Origin of the sequence: Pseudooceanicola algae (assembly GCF_003590145.2) — a bacterium.
GTDB lineage: Bacteria > Pseudomonadota > Alphaproteobacteria > Rhodobacterales > Rhodobacteraceae > Pseudooceanicola > Pseudooceanicola algae.
On sequence record NZ_CP060436.1, the window covers coordinates 1,405,451 to 1,427,606 of the forward strand.

The following is a 22,156-nucleotide window of genomic DNA, read 5'->3' on the forward strand; positions in this document are numbered from 1 at the left end:
ATCAATCGCGTCCTTTTTGGAAAGGCCCCGCCCGTCTCCACGTCCTCGAATCCTCGCCGGGGGCCTGTCGCACGGCTTGAGAACATTTGGCGAACATGTCAATCTGATCCCATGATTGCCCCTGCTTCCTCTCTTCTGACAGGACGTGACCTGGCGCGCGCCGGTTCCGGCGACCCGGCTGCCCGGCTGGTGCTGGATGCCGGGCAGCAGATCACCCTGCGCCTGGCCCGGCTGCATGAATTCTGCGGCCCGGCCCGCGACACCCTGGCCCTGATGACGGCCGCCCGCGCCCTGGCGCGTGGCGACATCGCGGGGCCGCTTTACTGGATCAGCGGGTCCTGGCAGCAGGACGCACTGCATGCAGCCGGCATCCTGCCCTTTCTCGATCCTGCGCGGCTTCTTTTCTTGCAGGCGTCGCGGCCCGCGGACATGCTCTGGGCGATGGAAGAGATCCTGCGCTCGGGGGTTGTGCCGGTGGTCGTGGCCGACCTGCGCGCGCCCCCCGGACTGACCCAGGTACGCCGGCTGCACTTGGCCGCAGAGACCGGCGCGGCGGCGGGTGGCATCGCGCCGATCGGGTTGATCCTGACCCCGCAAGACGGTGGCGCGCCGGGGGTCGAGACCCGCTGGCACATGGCCCCGGCCCATGCCGGACCCGACCCCACCCGGGGTCGATGGCGTCTGGAACGCCGCCGCGCCAGGATGGAACCTCCGCGCGGCTGGTACCTGCACCATGGCCCCAAGGGCGCCGAACTCAACCCCAGCACCGACCCGCAGCGCCATCCGACAAAATCGTCACCGGATGTCGCCAATGAGCGGGCCGACGGGTGAAACGAAAGCGAAAACAGAGCCATGCGCCTGATTCTGAGCCTCTCTGCCCTGTTTCTGTCGGTCATCCTGCTACAGCTTTCCTCGGGAACGGTAGGACCGCTCGATGCCCTGTCGGGGAGCGCCCTGGGGTTTTCGCGCGGCGAGATCGGGATGCTCGGCTCGTCACATTTCATCGGGTTCTTCATCGGATGTTGGGGCGCGCCGCGTCTGATGGGGCGGGTTGGCCATGCCCGGGCCTTTGCCGCCTTCACCGCGCTTGGCGCCATGGGGCTGCTGGCGCACATGCTGGTCACCAACCCCTATGCCTGGGCGCTGATGCGCATCGCCTCGGGGCTGTGTATCGCCGGGTGCTACACGGTGATCGAAGGCTGGCTGATGGCGCGGATCACCAATGCCGACCGGGGCCGGGTGACGGGCATCTACCGGGTCGCGGACATGAGCGCCTCGCTCGCCGCGCAATTGCTGATCGGGGTTCTCGCGCCAGCGTCCTATGTCTCCTACAATATCCTGGCGATCCTGTGCTGTGCCGCCCTGCTGCCGCTGGCCCTGTCCCGCGCCCCTGCCCCCGAAATGCCCGAAGCGCCCCGGTTGCGGCCACGCCTGGCGCTGGAACGCTCGCCGCTGGCGGTGGTCGCGGTGGTGGTCTCGGCGCTGTCGGGCGCGACCTTCCGGATGATCGGCCCGATCTACGGCCAGGAAATCGGTCTCGACAAGACGCAGATCGCCTGGTTCCTCGGCTTCTACGTACTGGGCGGCGCGCTGGTGCAATACCCCGCCGGCTGGCTGGCGGACAAGTTCGACCGCCGCTGGATCCTGATCGTGATTTCCCTGCTGACCATGGCAAGCTGCCTTGCCTCGGCGCTGACCTCGGGCAGCCCGGCCTCGGCGCAATGGAACGCCTTCATCTTCGGCGCGACCAGCTTTCCTGTCTATTCCATCGCCACGGCCCATGCTCATGATTTCGCCGATACATCCGAGCGGGCCGAGCTGTCGGCTGCCCTGCTGTTCTACTATGCCGTCGGCGCCATCGCCGCACCCTACCTTGCCTCGCAACTGATCGTGCTATACGGGCCGGCCGCCATCTTCGGAATGATCGCGCTTGGCCATGCGGCACTGCTTGCCTATGGGTTCAAGCGGATGCGCATCCGGCCCTCGCGCCCCATCGCGGAGCGCACGCGCTATACCTATGCGCCGCGCACCTCTTTCGTGATCGGGCGTCTGCTGCGCGGTCGCCGCGAACGGGACTGATCGCCCGCGCCCGCACCGTCCCGCAGGAAACCCCGCAACACCGCCTCGGCACTGGCGCTTCGCGGCGTGCAATTGTATGGGGGGCGGACAGCGAAAATCGAAGGGCATCTCATGGCACGGCATCTCATCACCTCGGCCATTCCCTATATCAACGGGATCAAGCACCTCGGCAATCTGGTCGGCTCTCAATTGCCGGCGGATGTCTATGCCCGGTTCCAGCGCGGCCGGGGCAACGAGGTCCTGTTCCTTTGCGCCACCGACGAACACGGCACCCCCGCCGAACTGGCCGCCGCAAAGGCCGGCAAGCCGGTCGCAGAATACTGCGCCGAGATGCACGAGGTTCAGGCCCGCATCGCAGAAGGTTTCCGGCTGAGCTTCGATCACTTCGGACGTTCGTCTTCAGAGCGCAACAAGGCGCTGACCCAGCATTTCGCCGGCCGTTTGGCCGAAACCGGGCTGATCCGCGAAGTGTCCGAAACGCAGATGTATTCCGCCGCCGATGGCCGGTTCCTGCCCGACCGCTATATCGAGGGCACCTGCCCCAACTGCGGTTTCGAAAGCGCGCGCGGCGATCAATGCGACAATTGCACCAAGCAGCTGGACCCGGTGGACCTGATCAACCCGCATTCCACGATCTCCGGCTCGACAGAGCTGGAAATGCGCCAGACCAAGCATCTGTACCTGTGCCAGTCGACCCTGAAGGACCAGATCGACGACTGGATCGAAAGCAAATCCGACTGGCCCGTGCTGACCACTTCGATCGCCAAGAAATGGCTGCACGACGGCGATGGCCTGCAGGACCGTGGCATCACCCGCGATCTCGACTGGGGTGTGCCGGTGAAACGTGGAACCGAAGACTGGCCGGGCATGGAGGGCAAGGTCTTTTACGTCTGGTTCGACGCACCGATCGAATACATCGCCTGCGCGCAGGAATGGGTCGATGCGGGCAAGGGCGCGGATTGGGAACGCTGGTGGCGCACCGACAAGGGCGCCGACGAGGTGACCTATACCCAGTTCATGGGCAAGGACAACGTCCCCTTCCATACGCTGACCTTCCCGGCGACGATCATCGGCTCCGGCGAGCCCTGGAAGATGGTCGATTACATCAAGAGCTTCAATTACCTGAATTACGAGGGCGGCCAGTTCTCGACCTCGCGCGGGCGCGGGGTCTTCATGGATCAGGCCCTGTCGATCCTGCCGCCCGATTACTGGCGTTGGTGGCTGCTGAGCCATGCGCCAGAAAGCTCGGACGCAGAATTCACCTGGGAGAACTTCCAGGCTTCGGTGAACAAGGACCTGGCCGACGTGCTGGGCAATTTCGTCAGCCGGGTAACCAAGTTCTGCCGGTCGAAGTTCGGCGAGACCGTGCCCGAAGGGGGCAGCTACGGCCCCGCAGAAGAGGCGCTGATCGCGGATATCACCAGCCGTCTGGCGCGCTACGAGGCCAATATGGAGGCCATGGAGGTCCGCAAGAGCGCCCAGGAGTTGCGCGGGATCTGGGCGGCCGGGAACGAATACCTGCAATCCGCCGCGCCCTGGACCGCCTACAAGGAAGACCCGGACCGGGCAGCAGCCATCATTCGACTGTCGCTGAACCTGATCCGGCTCTACGCCAGCCTGTCGGCCCCCTTCATCCCCGATTGCAGCGCCACCCTGCAAGAGGCCTTCGGATTGGAAAGCCTCGACTGGCCGCAGGATGTCGCCGCCTCGCTTGCCGCCCTGCAGCCGGGCATGGCCTTCAGCGTGCCGGAAAATCTGTTCCGCAAGATCACCGATGACGAACGGGATGCCTGGCAGGAAAAATTCAGTGGCATCCGCAGCTAGGATCATCGAGCGGCCGCAAACACAAAGGCCCGCCAATCGGCGGGCCTTTTGGTGTCATCCTTGCCAGGAAATTTCCCAACCGCAGTATACCCGACGCTCAGAATTCCTCCCAGGTCTTCCTGCTGGTTCCGGCAGATCCGCCGCGCGCGGCTGCAACCTTTCCCCCGTCCGTGGGCGGGATGATGCGCGGGGCCGCTCGTTTCACGCGTGGCGCGCTGACCTTGAACTTGCTTGCTGCATCGACAAGAGAATTGGCCTCGACCGTCAGGGAATGGCTGGCGGCGGTGGTTTCTTCGAACATGGCCGCGTTTTGCTGGGTCACCTGGTCGAGATCGTTCATCGCCGAGTTGATTTCGTGCAGCCCCATGGATTGTTCCCGCGCAGACGAGGCAATGGCCGAAACCCGCGTCGAAATATCGACGACCGAGGTGACGATCTCTCCCAGAGCCTCGCCCGTGCGGTCAACAAGATCGACCCCGGATTTCACATGCCCCCCGCTGGCCGAGATCAGCTGATTGATCTCGCGCGCCGCCTCCGAGGACCGCTGAGCCAAGGCCCGGACCTCGGTCGCGACGACGGCGAAGCCACGTCCGGCATCGCCGGCGCGTGCGGCCTCGACCCCGGCATTCAGCGCCAGAAGGTTGGTCTGAAAGGCGATATCATCGATCACGCTGGTGATCTTGGAAATTTCCTGTGAGGATGCCTGGATCGCATCCATCGCCGCGATGGCCTGGCGCGCGACCTGGCCACCGGTTTCCGCCTTTGATTGGGCGCTTTCGGCAATCTGACTGGTCTCATCCGCGCCCGAGGCCGCGGATTTCACCGAGGCCGTCAGTTGATCCAGTGCAGCGGCGGTTTCTTCCAGCGTGGCGGCCTGCTTTTCGGTCCGACGCGCCAGCTCGTCGGCGGCATTGCTGATCTCGCCCGTTTCGCCGCGGATCGAATCGGCATTCTGGACCACCGCGCACATGGCGGCATGCAGCGCCTCAACCGCTTGGTTGAAGTTGGTGCGAAGCTGTTCGTAGTCTTCCCGGAACGGCTGAGAAATCGTGCTGGTCAGATCACCCTGGGCCAGCCGCCGCAGACCTACCTTCAGCGTATCGACAACCAGTTGCTGCTGCTCGGTCGTTTCTCGGTTCTGCCGTTCTGCATCCGCCCTGGCGACATGACTGTCTGTCACATCCGAGCCCACGAACACACAGCGTTCGATCCCGCCCTTGCTGTTCATGATCGGACTCAAGCTACCCTCGAAGAAATGTGTCTGCTCCGCTGTCGCGGTAAAGACAAATTTACCGCTCAGCGACTTGCCCTTCTGAAGGGCTTCGAACCCGGTCTTGAGCTCTTCATCCGTCTCCCCCAGAATGCGAAGGATCTGGACCCTGCGGGCGCCCTTCAGGGCCTCAAGCCCCGCACCTGCAACCTCGGTCATGCGGCCATTCCAACCGATCAGGGTGAACTTCTCGTCAAATTCCATCCGGACCTGCTGGGCATCAATCGCCGCCAGAACCGTCTCGTTCAGCTTACGTTGCGAGATGTCCTGCAATTCCGCCACATAGCCAAGGACGGACCCGTCGGCATCCAGGATCCTGTCCATCCACAGAAGGATGCGGGCGCCACCCCATTTTACCTCGATCTGTTTCGGCAGAGATAGGTGCCCCGACCGGATGCCATCGCAAAGCTCGTCCAATCCCGGCAAAGACCGCATGGGCTGTCCCAGCAAGGCGTCGGGATCGAAGTCCATCCAACTGCTGCGAATGGCATCGGCGGCGCTGATCAGAAGCTTTTGACTGGCGGTATTGGAGAAAGCAATGTTCAGCTTGTCATCCAGCAGGATCATCGCCGAACCCGCCGTTTGCAGCGCCGCGCTCTTGAAGGCATTTTCTGTCTGGCTGGCCTTGGCCGCCATGAGGTCCTGACGGAATTCATCAAGACGCTTGGCGATGCCGCCGATTTCATCCGCCCGATCCCGGCTCTTGATGACTTCTTCGAAATGTCCCTTTGCCACATCGCCCATCTGATCCGCCACCTGGCCGAGCGGGGCCGAGATGAAGCGATAGAAAAGGACCGCCGCGACGGAAACTGCTGCCATAAAGACCAACAAGGCCACCAGAATGGCCTGCAGGCGGTCCGCCATGGCTTCGGCAACGCGATGTTCGACGCTCCATTGCGTAACCAGGGCGCCGGCCACCTCCCGGCCGGCGCCGAACCGCGCCGGGGCCGCCCAGATCAGGGCCTCGTGATCGACATAAAGCTGACCGGTTTCGATTGCCCGCTGCGCGGCGGAAAGGGCGGTGGTGCTGTCAAAATCCGCAACACGCAGTTCGTTCATGACATCGCCGTTCTGACGCACGGCCATGAGTCCGCGGATATCCTCGCCGACGTTGCCGACAAAGCCGCTCAGTACCGTGTCGACACCTTCCCGACGGTCGAACTTCAGAGCGCCGCCGATCTGGGAGGCCAGTCCGCTGGTGGCTTCCTCGCCCCGGATTTCCGTCCAGTCGTTGATTGATTGGCGCACCTTGCCGAATGCGATGATTTCGGTCGTGGTGACGACCGACAGCACGCAGACCGCCACGATAAGGGTCGCCCGGAACAAGGTCGACTTGAAAAAGGGTATGGCACGACTGTCGCTGGCTGATCGGGGCATCCTGGTTTCCTTGGTCTGGCTCGGTTTCGGCGGGTTTGCGCATTCCGGCGGGATTTCCCGACATTCTGGCCGAACGGCCCGGAAAGGCGGGCGCGCGCCAGGCTGGTTGCGCGTCTTCCGGGCAGCGCCGGATTGCGACGCGCAACGGCCCGGACCAAACGGCACGCATGGCGCCGTGTTTCAAAATCGGGTCTTAGTAGAGCATCTCGGCATTCAGACCGACGGTCATCGCCCCGATCGGTTCATTCGTTTCCGGATCGGTCAACGTCAGAGAGACCTGTCCCAGATAGGCCTGAACGGATTCATCAAACTCGACCTCGTCGACAAAGACAGCACCAGGACCGACATCGAAGGTTTGCTGAAACTTCGCCTCGTCGCCCTGCCAGTAATCCGATGTGGGCACGGCCGCCGCGACGTTCAGCCCATTGGCGTCCATGATGAAGACCTCGACAACCGTTCCGGCCGAGGCCTCGATCTGGGCGCGCAGGAAATCGGAAGCAATGTTGTTCAGGACCGGGCCGATGGTCGGCTGGTTGGCCGACCCGACCTCGGCCCGCCAGCGCAGATCGGCCGCGTCGATCCAGGCCTGGTCGATCCCGGCGGTTTCCACGTTATGGGCGCGGACCGCTTCGATGATCACCGGATCGAAGGCCCAGATCAGAAGCTCGCTTTCCAGATAATCCCGCATCGAGGCTTCATAAGGATTGGCAAGACCGGGCGTGGCGAGAGCGGCCAACGCAAGGCCGGCAAGAACAGATTTCATGAGGTTCCCCTTGTTTACGAGCTGGATCGTCCGGGGGCACCATTGAGCAAAAGAATTTCCGGCGGCTTAATACCGTCATGGGCTCAGAAAGCGCTTTTAGCTAAAATGCAGAAATAGAAGCGCCGCACGTCCGCCGCGCCCGGCATCGCATCCCGGCACAAGAACCGTCCCTCGCAGCCCGGTCGCAGCCCTGTCGTTGCTTCACTGAAAGCCCTTTCTTCCAGCAAGGGACCCGCGAGAAGGGCGACCGCCTGAAGAGACCCCGGCAGGGTCACTTTCCCGCTTCAAAACCTCGAGAACCCCAGTGCGCTTCCGGCAATTTCTGATATTCCCGAAGCATGGACATAATCCTTATCACCACGGTCATTGCCTCCCTCTTCGTCGTCATCGGCGCGGCAGAGCCCTTTGCATCGCGCGTGCGGCTTCCCTACAGCGTGATCCTTGCGGTTCTCGGCATCCTGATCGGGGCCGGAGCCACCTTTTTCCTGCGAACAGACCTGACGGATGCGCTCAACCCCGTCGCAGAGGCGATCCTTGGCCTGCCGATCAGGTCCAATGTCTTTCTATATGTCTTTCTTCCCATGTTGCTGTTCCAGGCCACGCTGGGGATGAACCTGCGGCGCATGCTGGACGATTGGGTGCCCATCCTGGTGCTGGCGGTGGTGGCCGTCGTGGTGGCGACGGTGTCCATCGGCTACGCCCTGTCCTGGGCCAGCGCGCTGCCGCTGGCGGCCTGCCTGCTGATCGGCTCCATCGTCTCGACAACCGATCCCTCGGCGGTGGTCTCGATCTTCCGCTCGATCTCGGCGCCGCGACGGCTGGCGCGGATCATCGAGGGCGAGAGCCTGTTGAACGATGCCGCGGCCATCGCATTGTTCGGTCTTTTCATGGGCTTCGTGATGCTGGGCCTGCCGGATCCGGACCTTGGCGATGCCCTGGCGCAATTTCCCGTCCTGATCGCGGGCGGCGCGCTAACCGGCTGGGTGGCCGCGCGCCTCGCGGTCTGGGTGATGGCGTTGTTCAGCCGCCATGAACTCGCCCAGCTCACGATTTCGGTCGCCTTGCCCTATCTCGCCTACATCGTGGCGGAGCAAAGTGTCGGGGCCTCCGGCGTCATCGCCGTGGTGGCTGCCGGGCTGACGCTGAACCTGACGGCGCCCGGACGCCTGCCGCCGCAGGCCTGGACCAGCCTGCGCGAGTTGTGGGACGTGCTGGCCCATTGGGCGGGCGCGCTGATCTTCATCCTGGCCGCCTTGCTGATCCCCCGCCTGCTTGAATCGGTCCAGCTTGAGGATTTCTTCCTGGTCGGCGTGGTCATCCTGTCCGCCATCGCCGCGCGCTCGGTGATCCTGTTCGGGCTGATGCCGATCCTGACGATGCTGAAGCTGTCCCCGACCGTCGAGCGCCCCTACCGCGTGGCGATCCTATGGGGCGGGTTGCGCGGCGCGGTCACGCTGGCGCTGGCCCTTGCGGTGACCGAAAGCGTGCGCGTCCCCGACGATATCCAGCGGGTGGTCGGCATCCTTGCCACCGGGTTCACCCTGTTCACGCTGCTGGTACAGGGGACAACCCTGCGCTGGATCATCGGCTGTCTCGGGCTGGACCGGCTGTCCCCGATCGACGAGGCCCTGTCCCGGCAGGTCGTCGCCGTCGCCCTGCAGACCGTGCGCGAGGATCTGGCGCGGACCACGGAAAACTATGACCTGAACCGCGAAACCGTGCGCGCCGAGGCCAAGCGGTTCGGCGAGCGCCTCGACAAGGCCGTGAACATGGCCGAGGAAAACGCCGATATCCTGAAGCGTGACCGCATCGCCCTGGGCCTGATCGCCCTTGCCGGCCATGAACGCGACACGATTCTGGCGCGGGTGCGGGAACGCACGATCTCGGCCCGGATGGCGGATCTGGTGCTGTCTGACGCCGACCGGCTGATCGAGGGCGCGCGGACCCAGGGGCGCAGCGGATACCAGCGCGCGGCGCGCGAAAGCCTGGCCTATGGCCGGCCCTTTCAGGCTGCGGTTCAGCTGCATGGCCGCCTGCGCCTGTCGGGCCCGCTGGCACGCATGACCGCCGACCGGTTCGAACTGCTGCTGTCGCGCCGCCTGATCCTGCGCGACCTCGGGACCTTCATCAACGGGCGCATCCGGCGCATCCACGGACGCCGGGTCGCGGATCTGCTGCACGAACTTCTGTCCCGGCGGATCGAAGCCGTGGAAACCGCACTGGAAGGGCTGCGCCTGCAGTACCCCGGTTATGCCGAGGAACTTGAACGCCGTTTCATCCGTCGCACCGCGCTGCGGATGGAAGAACGCGAATATGTAGCGATGCGCGAGGACGGGTTGATCGGCGCCGAGGTCTACACCGCGCTGATGCAGGAACTCGCCGCCCGCCGGGTCTTTGCCGAGGAGCGCCCGCCGCTGGATGTCGCGATCCAGCGTGCCGCCTTCGTCCGGCAGTTCCCGTTGTTTGCGGATCTCGATGATGGCGCGATGAAACGCCTCGGACGGTCTCTGATGACGCGGTACGTCAATGCGGGCGAAATGGTCCTGCGCAAGGAAAGCATGGCCAAAAGCGTGTTCTTCATCGCCTCCGGTGCCGTGGAACTGGAAAGTGCCGGCCATACCTGGCGTCTGGGGCGGGGCGAGATGTTCGGCCAGATGGCCGTGCTGACCAGAAAGGCCCGCCGTGCCGATGTGCGGGCCATTGCGCCGACGACGCTGCTGGTGCTGGACGAAGATAGGTTCCGCCGCCTGCTGTCGCGCAGTCAGGGCCTGCGCGAGGCGGTGCGCAACAGCGCCGAACAGCGCGGCATTGATCCCGCAGGCCTGTTGCCCGACGAATGAGGCCGGGACAGGGCTGGCGATGGTCAGACCCCGACGGGGATCAGGCCGCGCCCTTCCAGGTCTGCGGCGTGACATAGACGACGTTTTCGCCTTCGCTGATCATCACTTCGCCATCCTGTATATTGACCTGGATCTTCATCGCCCGGCTCGCCATCCGGGCCAGGGCGTCCGTGTCGGCCTCGGCAAGGTTGACCACCTGAAGATTGTCGAATCGGGTGGTGCCGTTGCGGACCTTGTCCCACCAGACCTCGGCCACCCGGCCGCCGTAGGGATAGACGATCACCTTGGCGGCCTTGCTGCAGGACTGGCGCAGCACCTTTTCGCTCGGCAGCCCCAGGGCAACCCAAAGCTCGATTTCGCCGCTCAGGCTTTTCTGCCAGATGTCGGCTTCGTCCTCGGCCGACAGACCCTTGGTCATTTCCAGATGCTCATGGGCGTTGAGGGCAAAGGTGATGATGCGGACCATCAGGCGTTCATCCGTTTCCGAAGGATGCTTGGCCACGGTCAGCTTGTGGGTCTCGTAGTAGTGGCGATCCATGTCGGACACGGAAAGCTCGATCTTATGGATGGTGGCATTCTGCGCCATGGTCTGTCCTGACTCTGCGAGCCTCGGTAGGCATGTTCCACCCGGCGACCCTTGGAAATTTGCATTGTATCTTGAATATGGTACCCGCGGCCGGAATTCCGCACTTATTTGAAAACAGTACCTTGCACGAAATTTTGCGTAACCGATGCGGGCTCAACGTCCAAATCTGCTACTTCCCAGTAGATCCACATGTCAACTGTGCCCCTTCTGCCCGCAGCGCCGAGACCAAGATGCATTGCGTCGAACTGCTCGGGCAGTGCCTCATGGCGCGGGACTTCGACCGACAAGTCGCCGAAATGCAAGTCTGCATCGCCATCATGAACGGTTACACAGCCCCTGGTACCCCTATCACAGATAGCCGTGGAAACAATCCGTCCGGGGAGAGGGGAATCTCGGGTATCACAATCTTTGTGCAACATGTATAACCGCCCCTTGCGCAAGAGATATTTCCAGAGCTGATTTTAGCGCGTCATCGGGTGCTGACATGTATCCGGCCTCACGATGCGGCGTCACACATGCCGCGGGCCCGTATGGTGTTCGAGGGTCGGGTCCAGATCAAAGCCGCGTGCTCGAAGGCACTCTGTTGCACACTGGTTCTCCCGATCCCGTCTCACGACGATTGCGCCAAACTGCTCCTTCCGCTCCGACGTCCTCGCGACCTACAGCGGGCTTACGCCGCCGCGGCCGGAGCTTTGTAGACGCCACCTCGGGCCATTAGGGCCCAGACGATCCGCGCCATTTTATTTGCGAGCGCCACCCGCACCAGCATCGGTGGCTTGCGCGTCAGCATCCCGCCCAGCCAAGTGCCGGGCTTGGCCGTAGCATGGACATGCCGCTTGATGATGACGCTGTTGGCCCCGATGATGAGCAACCGTCTCAGGGATCGCTCACCCATCCTGGTCGTGGCCCCGAGCCGCTGCTTGCCCCCGGTCGAATGCTGTCGCGGCACCAGACCAAGCCACGCCGCAAAGTCTCGTGCTTTGCGGAAGGTCTCAGGCGGTGGCGCCAGCACTGCGATGGCCGTGGCAATCAGGGGCCCAATGCCTGGGATCGTCATCAGTCGTCGGGCCACGTCATTCTCTTTGGCCCGGCGGGCAATCTCTGCGTTCAGTTTCCCGATCTCCGCCTCGAGGTGAGCGAGTGCCAGAACCAGCACCTTCAAAGTGGCAATGGCATCGGCGTGTATGCCGCTGTCCGGGTCCTCGACGATGGCGATCAGCTTCGAGGCGTTGGCCGCCCCTTGCGGCACAATCTGGCCGAATTCTGTCAGATGACCGCGCAGAGCGTTGATCGCCTGTGTCCGCTGCCGGATCAGCAATTCCCGCACGCGGAAAACCATCGCCGCACCCTGAACCTCTTCGCTCTTGACCGGAACGAAGCGCATTGTCGGACGCACAGCCGCTTCACAGATTGCTTCGGCATCTGCCGCATCATTCTTCTGGCGTTTGACGTAGGGCTTGACGTAGGCCGGTGGGATGAGCCGAACGTCATGCCCCAATTTGCCGATCTCGCGCGCCCAGAAGTGAGCGCCGCCGCATGCTTCCATCGCGACAACGCAAGGCGGCAGCTGGCTGAAGAACGCCAACACCTGCATTCGCCTCAGCTTCTTACGCAGCACTGCACGACCCGCGCCGTCCGCTCCATGGACTTGAAACACATTCTTTGCCAGATCGAGTCCGACCGTGATAATCTCCGACATGACCGCTCCTCTTTGTGGATCCTCGCAGACACACCTTGGCACACAGATGTCGTCGGGGGGCGGTTACATCATCAGAGACGAGTGACCTGCTCTGTCCATTCAAGCCTTGGTGCCAAGCTGGATCCCCTCAAGGAACCAGCTCGCTTTTACGAGGCCAAGAGAAGACTTGCCGGGGCTCAGGTCATCGCGAAGACGAGAAACACCAATAAGACGAGCAATATTGCCGCCGCGAACAACCATGGCTTCAAGGATTGGTAAGGAAGTTTAAGCGCGTAACATCTCCCGCAGTTGTCCCCGCCAATTCTCATTTTATGTCCACACTCGTGACATTTAAAAACTCTCATACTCCTACAGCCCACATCATTTACAAAACCAAATAATTTCGCGCACCAAAAGTATCCCGCAATTTAAAATCACTAGATCCCGTTACTGACATTATACAGGAAAAGCAAGAGGTTCCATGGGCAATTTGGGGTAAAAATGAAGTTCTGACATGCCAAAATATTAGCCATGTCTTTACTAAATTGAGCAACCTGGAAAATAGAAACAACCGAAGATAGTTGGAGAGATGTCATTTCCGGCAGTATGCATGAAAAACGACCAATTTCGCACCGATACTTTCATGATAAATGAAACGGCATTAACAATGCGCCCCATGAGGTTGGGGTAACCACGTGGCGGGCTCTGAAACATTTTCCCAACGCCCTATCCTATCGGCTTAATGCTCCACGGCTCTGCCCCAGCCCCCGGTCACCATCTTGAGGATTGCCTCGGGCCGCGCTGAACGCGGGCAATCGAAAGCGCTGCCCCGCCTCATCCCAGACCAGCTCTGCGCTGTCGTCCCAAGTATTCTCGTCATAGCCATCCTTGGTGCCGGTCATCATCTCATGTGCCGGGTAGGTATCACCCGAGATCAACACTTGGTTTTCGGCGCAGGTGACCGTGACCACATCGTCAAAGCCCGCCGTCGCGACCGAGGCAGTTACGGGCTCGCAGTGAAATGTTGCCTCCTGGGCTTGCCCAGGGGGGCGTAAAGACAGGCGAGGACGGCTAAGCCGGGCGAAAGGATGACATGACGCACAGGGTTTCCTCTGAAAAGGTTCGTGACCGTATGAAAGCTTAAACGCTGTGTTCGGGCTTTTCCGTCGGTTCTAAATAGATTTTTTTTGCGACGGGAGGCTCGGCCAGCAGCTACGCTTCCGTGCAAAATTCGACGTTGCAATTGCTTCGCTTCATAGGAGGGAAACAGTGTTCGTCAATTCAAGCCAACGGCCGCAAAAAGCGCGCCTCGTCTTTCTGAAACCGCCTTGGGCGCGGCGAAAAAATCCACTCTCTCCACAGAGAGATGATCAAGCATATAAGATACTTCAGGACGAACGATCACCGGCTTTTGCCAAGCTGCGGCGCGGCACCAGGTGTGCCGGTGAAAGGCGGCTGCTGGCCGGAGGCGTCGTCTGAGTTGGGAGCGGATGCTCCCGAAGCCAAGGCAACTTCCTGCGCAGAGCTGCCGCCTCCAGCTAAAGGTGCTCACAGGCCTTTCAGCTGCGAATGATGTGCCTTTAAGCGCCTGCGTCAAGCACCTCCGCGACCTTCGCGGCCGCGATACTCGCCAACGCCCCCGGATCCGGCTTCAGCGCCTTGAGCGCGTCCGGCACACTGCGTTCGGCATGGGCAACGGCCGCCGCCACCAGCGCATCCTTGTCCACCCGCCCGCATTCCAGCGCCGCGCGGATCCCGGTCATCAGCGCCGTGTGCAGCGCCCGCTGGTGCTTTTCCTCGATCTGCACGCCGGTCCATTTCTGGAATCGCGCGGCCATCCAGCCTATTACAGCCAGAGCCATAACACTGACCACTTCGGTTAGCGCGGGCTCGAGCGCCGCGGGAATGAAAGCTTGGAAAGACATGGAAGGTCCTTTCGGTCGATGGGCTCACGCCCGGATGAGGCGCCGAAACAGCGCAAGGAAGGATGCGAGGGGGCTGACCGGTGCCTCGGCAGGGTCCGGCGTCCAGTCTGCCTTCGGCGCGGCCATCGGCACGGCGGCATACCAGGACGGCACCCGGAATCCGGGACAGGCCTTGGCGGCATATTGATTGTGGCCGGTCACCGGCAGCGCGCCAAAGCGGTCCTGCAGGTCTGCCAAGAGGCTGCGCAGCGCGCGCTCCTGGGCCAACGTGAAGTGATCGCCGAAGGCGTCGTCGGCGGATGAGCCGTGGCCCCCGAAGAGCGAAATCCCGATGGTCCCGGTGTTTTGTCCGGCGACATGCGCCCCGGTGCGATCGAGCGGCCGCCCGGTGGCCAGGGTCCCGCCCCTGTCGATCAGGTAGTGATAGCCGATGTCGCTCCAGCCGTTGTCCTGGACGTGCCAGCGCCTGACCTCGGCCACCCGCTGCGCGGTCGTGGCGCCGGGCATGAAATCGGGCTTCGTTGCGGTGCAGTGGACGATCAGTCCGGTGATCTGCCTCATGGTGTTGCTCCAATGCTGGAAACCCCGCTGGCGGGGCATGTGGGTCAAAATTTAAAGAAGGTCAGTCGCGTCTGGTGCGATCCTCAAGGCGGACCACGATGTCGCGAACTTCACGCATTTCGCGGGTCATGTCTCGATCGTGCTCGTCCAGACGGTGGACAAGAGCCGACAGGATCGGGCGCATCTCCCCGACCTCACAAGCCGAGATAGAAGCAACCGCCTGCGCGGCCGGCGTCGGCTTTCCCCTTGCGGCTCCGCGCCATGCAACAAGGATTGTCGCGATGAACGCCGCAAACCCGGATCCAAATATCACCGCGTCTTGTTCAGTGAGACCGAGAGGCTCTAACATCGGCACCGCTCCTGTAGGCTGCGAGGAAGTCGAACAGGGCAAGCGTCCCATAGGTCGCCGGCCCTGTGCTTAGGGCGATGTTCGAGTGCGTGATCCAATTCCATGCAAAGGTGATTGTCAGCATGGTAAAGACGGTTGCGCCGACCACGGCCCCGACTGCCCGAAGCATCGGTGTGCGCTGCCAGGAGCCGTTGACGTAGAGCGCCACCAGCCGCATCGAGGCGAGCAGAGACAGCGGCGTTGATATCGCTGCTTCGTCAAATCCGAGGTTTCGAAACCCCTGATATGAAGGACTCATTGTGAAAGTGTCGCCCGGCAGCGCCAGAGTCATAGCGAAGCCCAGAAGCACCAGGCTGGTCAGCCACTCAGTCGCGCGCCCGTGTTCGATCCGCGCAAAGGCTATACGGCGGGGCATCAGCTTTCCCTCCTACCTAACCAGTCAGGCCGACCAGCTCACGACCGCCCCGACATGCGCCCGCAGGATCGCGTCCAGCGCTTCCACCTCTTCTGGGGTCAGACCCGCGCCGACAAACCATGCCCCAGCGTTGGCGGGCCCGTAGGTTGCGCTCTGTCGGCCGATCACAAGGTCGCCGTTCCGGACAGCGGCGCTCGCCCCCGTTCCCGTCAGGAGCGACGAACCGTTGCGGTAGAGCGCCGTCGCAGCGGCCCCGGTGCGCGAGGCTATCCAAAGACCCTCTTGCGCGGCGCCGCCGACACCCCCGGCAAGGTCAGCGCCAGACTGGATACGCGTTGCAACTGAGCCGCCGGTGGTGATGGCCCGCAGGTAGTTGTCCGGGGTTCCCGAAATCTCCATCCCCAGCAGGTAGTCATTGGAGGCGAAGCCGCTGCCGTCGAGAACCTGGATGCCGAAGCTCGCGCTGTTCTGGCTCAGATTCCCTGCGGTCGAGGGGTTAACGCCCATCGTGATGTAATCGCTGATGCCATCGCAGGTGAATCCGGTGGCACTGTCCCAGGTGGCGCCGTTATTCGCGCTCGCCGCGCCGCCGGTCCAGTCGATCAGACTGTCGGCTTCCGTCCGACCGTGGATGCAGAGCTGATCGAGCTTCGCCAGCAATCCGGCGTCCGTCAGATCCAGCCACGTCTTGCCGAGCGTAAGGCGCTGCATCGCCGTGTAGGTGCCCGTGAGTTGGTCCAGGATGTTCTGGAACGACTCGGTCACATGCCATGCGTTCTGCAGGTTGGTCAGGGGGTTCGTCGCGGCGCCATCCGGGGCAGCAACGTCGAAGACGACTTCAAAGGGATAGGTGGTCATTTATGCTGTCCTTAACCGATGCTGATTTCTTGGTGGCAGAGGGGCTTGTGCATGGGAGCGCCCGTGAGGAAGGTCCCGGTCTGTTCGACCGCACGGATGGTGCTGCGGGGGATCGTGGCCTGTGCGCGCGGGCCGGCGCCGTGCCCGACCATAGCGGCCTGCACCGCCGTCGCACCGCTGGCAGCATCGCTGGTCGTGATGATCAATTCATCGCCGGCGACCGCCACGCCCGAAACCGTGGCGCCGACCAGCGCGATCCCCGAATTTGCAAGACCGGCTTCATCGACAAGCCAGCCCGTGACGCTTTCCGCGTCTTCGGACAGCGTGACCGTGACCTCGTTTGCCCCGGTGAACGAGGCGCTGACCATGTGAAGCGGAAGCCAGCCCAGACCCTGCTCGATGCGATAAATCGCGGCCTGCTCCATTTCCCCGCGCATCGCGTGCCCGACGCTGGTGTTGTGCAGGAAATCGTAGTCCGACCAGGGGAAGATATAGGAAGGCCCCGTGCAGAAGAAAACGCCATCCGTATCGGCCAGCGCTTCATCCAGGATCGACCGGCACCCCGCGCTGCTGTTGTAAAAGCTCGACGCCTGCGTCGAGACCATCCGCACCGGCGTTTGCTGCCCGAGGATCGCCTGCGCCTTGGCCTGCGTCTGCGCCCGCAGCAGGTTGTGATTGACGCCAAGCGTCGGAGTGGCAGGGTCAGATTCTCCCTGCTGCATCAACATCCAGTCATAGACCGCGCTGATGCTGAGATCCGCGATCGAAGTCAGCACCGTGGTCATATTGGCCGCGTAATATTCCCCGGCGGGCGCGCCATCGAGCATGCTCGCGATGAACTCGCCGCCCTCGGCATTCGACCAGGCCAAGATATTCGGCACCCAGTCGCCTAAGGCCGCATGGCCCGCAGCCGCATGCGCCCGCGCGGCCGCGCTGACCGAGATCGTCCCGTGCTTGTCGGCCGCCGAAATCGTGTCGACCAGATCCGTAACACCCGTGATGGCATCCGACGCCAGTTCGACAGACGCCCCGCCCGAGGTTGCGATGCCGAGCCAGACATCCTTTGCCGCCGTCATAAGCATGGAAGGGCGATGCGCAAACTCCAGCGGGCCGGGAAACACCACGCTGCGGTCGTCGTTGGCCGTGCCCTCGGCATTGGACTGCCCGTCATTGGTCCAGATGCGATACCCGCCGAAGCGCCAGATAGATCCATCAGACAGCGCAACGCGGACACTCACAGGAACACTGTTCTGGTCAAGGTACGTACCAATGACGCTGTTTCCGAAGACCTTGGCGGAGATCCAAGTCCGGTCAGCGCTGTCATCCAGCAGCCGAGCGCCGCCCGTGCCGGTGGATACGTAGAGCGCCCCGTCAACCACGTAGGCGTCACCCTGCGTCGGTCCGGGGTCAACCGGGGCCAAAGAGACAATGTACCCGTCCTGATCCACCTCTCGAACAGAAATGGCCCCCTCCCCCTCCATGTACCCAAGAGTGCGGCGCATTTCGGCCAGGCTGACCTCGACGATAGTTTGATCCACGGCAACACCCCCGGAAAGTCGCAGAGAACGGATGACGATGCCGTTGATGTCAACCAGTTGGGGAACCGCATTCAAGTTGAGCCCCTCCCCGGTCATGCGGCCAAGCGTTGCTCGCATCGTCTTGAGCGCGATTTCCTCCTGCGTCGCACGCGAAGAAAAGGCATCCGCGTCCTGAGCAGCAGCCGTGCCCACCTCCGCCTGCTGCACCGCTGTCTCTGCAAGGGCGCCCTGCGCGGCCGTGGCATAGGCCGCCGAAAGGCTGGCGAGATCGAGGAAGGCCGTAAAGCTGACAGGGTCGGTCCCGACTGAATTGATCGCGCTTGTGCAGACAAAGACCTGGTTGGCGTAGGTGCCGCCCGTGATCTGGATCGCCGCATTGGCGAACTCGCCCGCCTCGTCCATGTCCGTTGCGCGGGCCCATGCGCCGGCGGCCGTAATGTATGGCCCATTTTCTGCCGGGTTGGCCTGCCCGGCGACAAGAACGCGGCTCGCCGAGGTCATCACGCCGCTGACCGCCTGCTCTCCCGACAGGGCGATATCGCCGGTCGATACCGTGACAGCCGGAAGGCGCGGCGAAAGCCCCGCAGCCGAGATCGCTTGCAATTGCGAGATCTCGCCCTCGGCGGCGGCGACGCGATTGTCGAGCGCCGTCACCGCCTGAGCCTGCACCACCAGCCCTTGCTCGGCCGCTTCGATCGCAAGGTTCTGCTCTTCGCCGAACCGCGTCGCATCCTGGGGCAGCGGCTGGTGCAAGGAGGAATTTCCCTCCCAAACCTCCTGGGGTGTTTTCGTAAGTTGCATGCTCGACCCTCGTCAGATGATTGTGATTGTTTCAGGCCCGGAGGCATTTGCAGGCAGCCCCCCGCCGGCGGATGGCACGCCCGAGGCGTTTATGGGCACCGCCCAATAAGTGTATGATCCCGAGGCCAGCCCGGTATCGGTCCAGGTATCCGCATTCCCCGGCAATCCGTATTCCGTCCGCACCAACGCCGCGTCCGCGAAATCCGTGCTGGCATCGGCCCGGTAGATCCGGCTGGTGTAGTAATTGGGATCGTCAGGCGCCTCGATATCGATCACCGCCTGCGCGGCGCCGGCTGTTGCCGTGAAGGCGTCCAGCGCTCCTGGTGGCGTCGGGTTCGCCGTCGCCAGGACAGAAAGCGAGGCGGTCCAGTCCGACACCCGCCCCGAGCCGGTACGATTGCGCGCCTGCACCTCATAGGTCGCGCCGTCGACCAGGCCGCTGATCACCTGGGACGTGACCCTCGTCGTGCCGGATCCGGCCGGGACATAGGTATTCTGCCAATCAGCGATCCCGGCACCAGGCGCGCGGTATTGGATATCCTGCCCGACCCCCGAGGCCTGTTCATCCCACTCAAACAGCACCCGCGCGCCGCCGCCGGATCCCGCGATCCCGGTGAAGCTGAACCCGGTCAACGCCTCCGGCTCGCCGTCCTCGGTCAAGACCTCATAGGCCGGGCGATCGGGTTCCTCGGTCGCGGCCAGGAAATCGAAATCCTCGGCGATGACACTTGATGCCTCAAGGTCGAAGGTCAGCCGGTCCTGCCCGCGCGAGAGCTTGTCGATCTCAAACGTCATTTCGATCCCCAGTTCGGAATGCGAAAACCGGAAGAACCGCTTACCGACCAGATTGTAGCCGCCCAGCTTGACGGTCCCGCGCAGCCGATACTTCGCATGGGTCTTGCGGGCGCGGCGCTTGTTTAGCCGGCTTGCCTGGTTGTGGTTACTGCAGGCAAGCACCGTGATCTCGTCGCGGCTTTCGCTGTTGATCCCTGCGACCTCGAAAGCCCCGGAAGGCGTTTCCTGCCAATCCTGCAGCGGCTCGACATAGCGAATTGAAAAGCTGTCGGCCGCCCCGAAGTCTGCCCCTTCCGAGATCTCCAGGGCGATAAAATCTGCATCCGTCAGCGTCACATCCGGCGCGATGTAGCGCCCCACATAGAAGTCGGTCACGCCATCAGGGCGCTCGCAGAGGTAGCCATCACAAGCCGACAGCATGCGCACCAACACCGCGCCGTGTTCTTCATCATCCTCGCACCAGGTATCAATATGCCAGCGCGGCCGGTCGGCCCCCGCCGCATCCGTCAACAGCACATCCGAGGCATCCGCCTCGATCGCCACTCGATCCCAATCAACCGCATGGCCCTGATAGACAGAAAGCTCATGGGCGATAATCAAGGCCGCGTTGCGCGTCCAGCCGTAGCTGCCACTGCGCGGATCAAAGATCCGATCATTCCCATCCCAGACCGGCGCATAAGCCCACTCGCGGCCGTTCGGATAGCGCGTGTTGAAATCCGATTGCGCCACCCGGCGCGCCCGGATCGCGGCGTAGCTGATCCCGGCCAGGTCATGCGCGACAGTCCACTCGGGAAGCGCGCCGACCAACGTGCTATCGGCCGCCTGCCCAGGCTGGCCCGTATAGGTCCGCACATAGGCGATCGACCCCGAGAACCGCGTGACCTCGACACCCTCGTCGGTCTCAGGCGTAGCCAGGTCGTCGCCTTCGTCTTCGGTCAGGTAGTCGCCGAACGGCCAGGTGAACCCGTATACGGGCGCGAAGACCCGGCCGGTCCACAAGCATCGTTATCTCTGGGAGCAGGAGAACGGGCCCATCCCCGCGGGCCATCGTCTGAAGTGCCTGGACGGCGACAAGACTAACACCGATCCGTCCAACTGGAAGCTCATCCCGATCGCCATGGCGCCCCGCTTGAACGGGCGCTTCGGGCGAGGCTATGACCAGGCACCGGCCGAGATCAAGCCCGCCATCATGGCCGTGACCGAGCTGGAGCATGCGGCGCGTGAGGCGCGCAAGAGAGGCCAGGAATGATCCGCACCTGCGCCATGCGCGGCTGCGCAAACGTCCTCAAGCCCTCGAACCGCTCTGGCGTCTTCTACCGGCACAGCCACAGCGCCAAGTGCCGATGCGACAAGTGCTGCCGCCGGCGCGGAGAAGCCCCGCCGGACGCCGTCAGGCTGCCTCAGCAGCCAGCGCCCACAACCCGCACCGATCGCAGGAAGGCCACCGTCACATATCCCACCGGCAACTCAGGGATCGCTGGCAAGGTCGCCGTCACGGTAGGCCGCGCGCCATGGGAGGGCGACCCGTGACTGACCGATACCTCAGCAAGACCCCGGCGGGCAGTGACGCAGACGAGAGAGCCACCGGCGTGGAATATCGCGCCCCTCAGGATCGAGCCACCAGGGACGCCCACGACGAAAGCGCGCAACTGGCCGATCTGCGCCACCGGCTCATCAGCCGGATCATGACCGCCGAAGAGTTTACCTTGGTCGTGATCGCCAACATCCTCGACATGAAGGAGCGATAAAAATGGGAACGCAGCAGACCTTCGTCATGGTGCCGGCAGAGGATTTCGCCGCCCTTCGCTCCGAAATCCGCGCGCTGCGAGACCAGATCGACGGCGCCACCATCACTCCACGAGCCGAGTGGATCAGCATCGCTGAAGCTGCCAAGGCCAAGGGCGTCAATCGCAGCACAATCCACCGCTGGATCTCGTCCGGCAGGTTGGAAGCCCGGGGCAGCGGTCGGCTCCGCCAAGTCAAAACACGATATTCCTAAACGGCTATCCGGCCCTTAGTGGCGATCGTCGTAAACTGCCCTATGCGGCCATTCATTGGGAGCCACCGCGCTGCGGCACAGCTTCGCCGAAGCGGCCGTTCGCGCCAGGGCGCAGCATCCGTATAGGTCGAAATCGCAGAAACTCCTTGATGGGACAGCGCTGCTACTGGCTATAGTTATCCATGTAGCAACGATAACCGTGATTCTGCGAAAATGGCTGATTATCACATTTCGAAGGATGCAGCTGGGTGGAAGGTCACCAAAGCAGGGGGTCAGAAAGCTTCCGCATCCGCTAGCACAAAAGCCGAAGCACAAGATATTGCCAAGAAATTGGCAATATCGTCAGGTGGCGGTGAGGTAAGAGAGTATGCTTCACGAGATGGTTCGGTTCACAAAAGAGGCCAGATCATTGATAGCGACACGCACGGAAAACCCGATCCGAAAGGCAACGGCTGACGGCCCGAAGCCGACACTCGCCGCTTCTTAGTTTGCCGCATT

The 22,156-nt window shown here is 62.9% G+C and carries 19 protein-coding genes and 2 pseudogenes; 10 read left to right on the top strand and 11 right to left on the bottom strand.

What is annotated here, in order from left to right:
* Positions 1-111: 111 nt before the first annotated feature.
* The 3 genes from PSAL_RS06700 (at position 112) to metG (ending at position 3,903) form a co-directional block, all read left to right on the top strand.
* Positions 112-831 carry a hypothetical protein gene (locus PSAL_RS06700; RefSeq protein WP_196222888.1) on the top strand — a complete coding sequence of 240 codons (720 nt, stop codon included), beginning with the start codon at positions 112-114 and terminating at the stop codon, positions 829-831.
* A gap of 21 nt (positions 832-852) precedes the next feature.
* Positions 853-2,079, top strand: a complete 1,227-nt coding sequence (locus PSAL_RS06705) for an MFS transporter (protein ID WP_119840724.1) — start codon at positions 853-855, stop codon at positions 2,077-2,079.
* A 111-nt stretch (positions 2,080-2,190) separates the two neighbouring features.
* A complete protein-coding gene (gene metG / locus PSAL_RS06710) occupies positions 2,191-3,903 on the top strand; it encodes a methionine--tRNA ligase (protein WP_119840725.1) in 1,713 nt (570 codons plus the stop codon).
* Between the two features lie 97 nt (positions 3,904-4,000).
* Here metG and PSAL_RS06715 read toward each other — a convergent pair whose 3' ends face one another.
* Together PSAL_RS06715 and PSAL_RS06720 are read right to left on the bottom strand one after the other, a co-directional pair.
* The gene (locus PSAL_RS06715) at positions 4,001-6,550 is read right to left on the bottom strand and encodes a methyl-accepting chemotaxis protein (RefSeq protein ID WP_119840726.1); all 2,550 of its coding nucleotides are present in this window, start codon (positions 6,548-6,550) and stop codon (positions 4,001-4,003) included.
* 193 nt (positions 6,551-6,743) lie between these two features.
* On the bottom strand, positions 6,744-7,313 hold the full coding sequence (locus PSAL_RS06720) for a hypothetical protein (protein ID WP_119840727.1): 570 nt from the start codon (positions 7,311-7,313) through the stop codon (positions 6,744-6,746).
* A 338-nt stretch (positions 7,314-7,651) separates the two neighbouring features.
* Here PSAL_RS06720 and PSAL_RS06725 point away from each other — a divergent pair, with 338 nt between their 5' ends.
* Positions 7,652-10,153 carry a cation:proton antiporter gene (locus PSAL_RS06725; protein ID WP_119840728.1) on the top strand — a complete coding sequence of 834 codons (2,502 nt, stop codon included), beginning with the start codon at positions 7,652-7,654 and terminating at the stop codon, positions 10,151-10,153.
* Between the two features lie 40 nt (positions 10,154-10,193).
* On the opposite strand, the gene PSAL_RS06730 is transcribed toward PSAL_RS06725, so the two are convergent.
* Positions 10,194-10,739, bottom strand: coding sequence for a YaeQ family protein (locus PSAL_RS06730; RefSeq protein WP_119840729.1), 546 nt, complete (start codon positions 10,737-10,739; stop codon positions 10,194-10,196).
* A 218-nt stretch (positions 10,740-10,957) separates the two neighbouring features.
* Between PSAL_RS06730 and PSAL_RS06735 the strand changes: the two are divergent.
* Positions 10,958-11,104, top strand: a pseudogene (locus PSAL_RS06735) (IS5/IS1182 family transposase); the annotation flags it as partial.
* A 305-nt stretch (positions 11,105-11,409) separates the two neighbouring features.
* Here PSAL_RS06735 and PSAL_RS06740 read toward each other — a convergent pair.
* The 8 genes from PSAL_RS06740 to PSAL_RS06775 form a co-directional block, all read right to left on the bottom strand.
* On the bottom strand, positions 11,410-12,438 hold the full coding sequence (locus PSAL_RS06740) for an IS110 family RNA-guided transposase (protein ID WP_119837610.1): 1,029 nt from the start codon (positions 12,436-12,438) through the stop codon (positions 11,410-11,412).
* A gap of 1,559 nt (positions 12,439-13,997) precedes the next feature.
* Positions 13,998-14,342, bottom strand: coding sequence for a hypothetical protein (locus PSAL_RS06745; RefSeq protein WP_119840824.1), 345 nt, complete (start codon positions 14,340-14,342; stop codon positions 13,998-14,000).
* Positions 14,343-14,366: 24 nt separating this feature from the next.
* A complete protein-coding gene (locus tag PSAL_RS06750) occupies positions 14,367-14,903 on the bottom strand; it encodes an N-acetylmuramoyl-L-alanine amidase (RefSeq protein WP_196941907.1) in 537 nt (178 codons plus the stop codon).
* 61 nt (positions 14,904-14,964) lie between these two features.
* Positions 14,965-15,252 (bottom strand): hypothetical protein, encoded by a 288-nt coding sequence (locus tag PSAL_RS06755; RefSeq protein WP_147407626.1) that lies wholly within the window; start codon positions 15,250-15,252, stop codon positions 14,965-14,967.
* Positions 15,227-15,667 (bottom strand): hypothetical protein, encoded by a 441-nt coding sequence (locus tag PSAL_RS06760; RefSeq protein WP_196941908.1) that lies wholly within the window; start codon positions 15,665-15,667, stop codon positions 15,227-15,229. The genes PSAL_RS06755 and PSAL_RS06760 overlap by 26 nt, the downstream gene beginning before the upstream one ends.
* A gap of 24 nt (positions 15,668-15,691) precedes the next feature.
* Positions 15,692-16,525, bottom strand: a complete 834-nt coding sequence (locus tag PSAL_RS06765) for a hypothetical protein (protein WP_196941909.1) — start codon at positions 16,523-16,525, stop codon at positions 15,692-15,694.
* 11 nt (positions 16,526-16,536) lie between these two features.
* Entirely contained in the window at positions 16,537-18,864 is a 2,328-nt protein-coding gene (locus PSAL_RS06770) for a hypothetical protein (protein ID WP_196941910.1), read from the bottom strand.
* A 12-nt stretch (positions 18,865-18,876) separates the two neighbouring features.
* Entirely contained in the window at positions 18,877-20,658 is a 1,782-nt protein-coding gene (locus PSAL_RS06775) for a phage tail protein (protein WP_196941911.1), read from the bottom strand.
* Between PSAL_RS06775 and PSAL_RS19240 the strand changes: the two are divergent.
* The 5 genes and pseudogenes from PSAL_RS19240 to PSAL_RS06795 form a co-directional block, all read left to right on the top strand.
* Positions 20,618-20,707 (top strand): annotated as a pseudogene (locus PSAL_RS19240) (HNH endonuclease); the annotation flags it as partial. The gene PSAL_RS06775 and the pseudogene PSAL_RS19240 sit on opposite strands and share 41 nt — an antisense overlap.
* A 69-nt stretch (positions 20,708-20,776) precedes the next feature.
* Positions 20,777-20,908 (top strand): hypothetical protein, encoded by a 132-nt coding sequence (locus tag PSAL_RS19310; RefSeq protein ID WP_269212609.1) that lies wholly within the window; start codon positions 20,777-20,779, stop codon positions 20,906-20,908.
* Positions 20,909-21,185: 277 nt separating this feature from the next.
* Entirely contained in the window at positions 21,186-21,407 is a 222-nt protein-coding gene (locus PSAL_RS06785) for a hypothetical protein (protein ID WP_147407608.1), read from the top strand.
* 2 nt (positions 21,408-21,409) lie between these two features.
* Positions 21,410-21,658, top strand: a complete 249-nt coding sequence (locus PSAL_RS06790) for a helix-turn-helix domain-containing protein (protein ID WP_119838307.1) — start codon at positions 21,410-21,412, stop codon at positions 21,656-21,658.
* 213 nt (positions 21,659-21,871) lie between these two features.
* On the top strand, positions 21,872-22,114 hold the full coding sequence (locus tag PSAL_RS06795; RefSeq protein WP_119838308.1) for a DUF2188 domain-containing protein: 243 nt from the start codon (positions 21,872-21,874) through the stop codon (positions 22,112-22,114).
* Positions 22,115-22,156 lie beyond the last annotated feature (42 nt).

Bases quoted from the DNA above. Each gene is read 5' to 3' on its own strand.
- PSAL_RS06700 (WP_196222888.1), top strand. From the start codon at position 112: ATGATTGCCCCTGCTTCCTCTCTTCTGACAGGACGTGACCTGGCGCGC.
- PSAL_RS06725 (WP_119840728.1), top strand. From the start codon at position 7,652: ATGGACATAATCCTTATCACCACGGTCATTGCCTCCCTCTTCGTCGTC.
- PSAL_RS06790 (WP_119838307.1), top strand. From the start codon at position 21,410: ATGGGAACGCAGCAGACCTTCGTCATGGTGCCGGCAGAGGATTTCGCC.
- PSAL_RS06795 (WP_119838308.1), top strand. From the start codon at position 21,872: ATGGCTGATTATCACATTTCGAAGGATGCAGCTGGGTGGAAGGTCACC.
- PSAL_RS06760 (WP_196941908.1), bottom strand. From the start codon at position 15,667: ATGCCCCGCCGTATAGCCTTTGCGCGGATCGAACACGGGCGCGCGACT.
- PSAL_RS06705 (WP_119840724.1), top strand. From the start codon at position 853: ATGCGCCTGATTCTGAGCCTCTCTGCCCTGTTTCTGTCGGTCATCCTG.
- PSAL_RS06720 (WP_119840727.1), bottom strand. From the start codon at position 7,313: ATGAAATCTGTTCTTGCCGGCCTTGCGTTGGCCGCTCTCGCCACGCCC.
- PSAL_RS06745 (WP_119840824.1), bottom strand. From the start codon at position 14,342: ATGTCTTTCCAAGCTTTCATTCCCGCGGCGCTCGAGCCCGCGCTAACC.
- PSAL_RS06765 (WP_196941909.1), bottom strand. From the start codon at position 16,525: ATGACCACCTATCCCTTTGAAGTCGTCTTCGACGTTGCTGCCCCGGAT.
- PSAL_RS06730 (WP_119840729.1), bottom strand. From the start codon at position 10,739: ATGGCGCAGAATGCCACCATCCATAAGATCGAGCTTTCCGTGTCCGAC.
- PSAL_RS06750 (WP_196941907.1), bottom strand. From the start codon at position 14,903: ATGAGGCAGATCACCGGACTGATCGTCCACTGCACCGCAACGAAGCCC.
- PSAL_RS06755 (WP_147407626.1), bottom strand. From the start codon at position 15,252: ATGTTAGAGCCTCTCGGTCTCACTGAACAAGACGCGGTGATATTTGGA.
- metG (WP_119840725.1), top strand. From the start codon at position 2,191: ATGGCACGGCATCTCATCACCTCGGCCATTCCCTATATCAACGGGATC.
- PSAL_RS06715 (WP_119840726.1), bottom strand. From the start codon at position 6,550: ATGCCCCGATCAGCCAGCGACAGTCGTGCCATACCCTTTTTCAAGTCG.
- PSAL_RS06740 (WP_119837610.1), bottom strand. From the start codon at position 12,438: ATGTCGGAGATTATCACGGTCGGACTCGATCTGGCAAAGAATGTGTTT.
- PSAL_RS19310 (WP_269212609.1), top strand. From the start codon at position 20,777: ATGGCGCCCCGCTTGAACGGGCGCTTCGGGCGAGGCTATGACCAGGCA.
- PSAL_RS06770 (WP_196941910.1), bottom strand. From the start codon at position 18,864: ATGCAACTTACGAAAACACCCCAGGAGGTTTGGGAGGGAAATTCCTCC.